This is a genomic window from Enterobacter sp. UNJFSC 003, assembly GCF_036903355.1.
Taxonomy (GTDB): Bacteria; Pseudomonadota; Gammaproteobacteria; order Enterobacterales; family Enterobacteriaceae; genus Enterobacter.
In genome coordinates, this window is the sequence record NZ_JBAKHK010000089.1 from 1 (window position 1) to 313 (window position 313).

Below are 313 nucleotides of genomic sequence, written 5' to 3' on the forward strand. Positions count from 1 at the left end.
GCTCTGGACAGGACCAGCATACGATCTGCCGTCAGTCCCGCCTGATTGCCGGAAAGGACCAGCGTTTTGTTGAAATCGGACAGGGTTGAGTTGCCCTGATACCAGGCATACGCCAGCGCACCGGTCGCCACCGCCAGCGAGGTGGCCCCCACCATCGGCAGGGTGATCGCACCGGCAAGCCCCCTGAACATGGGGATCATCCCGCCGAAGGAGTCCTTCACCTGCCCCCCCTGTTGCAGCAGGATCAGCCACGGACTTTGCCCGCCTGCAAGCTGCGTGGCCACGTCGGTGAACTGTGCAGGCAGCATACGCA

1 protein-coding gene is annotated in these 313 nt (G+C 63.6%); it reads right to left on the bottom strand.

Annotated elements, in window-relative coordinates; all coding sequences use genetic code 11:
* The coding region (locus V5P19_RS23225) for a phage tail length tape measure family protein (RefSeq protein WP_334407883.1) at positions 1-313 on the bottom strand (313 nt) is incomplete at both ends.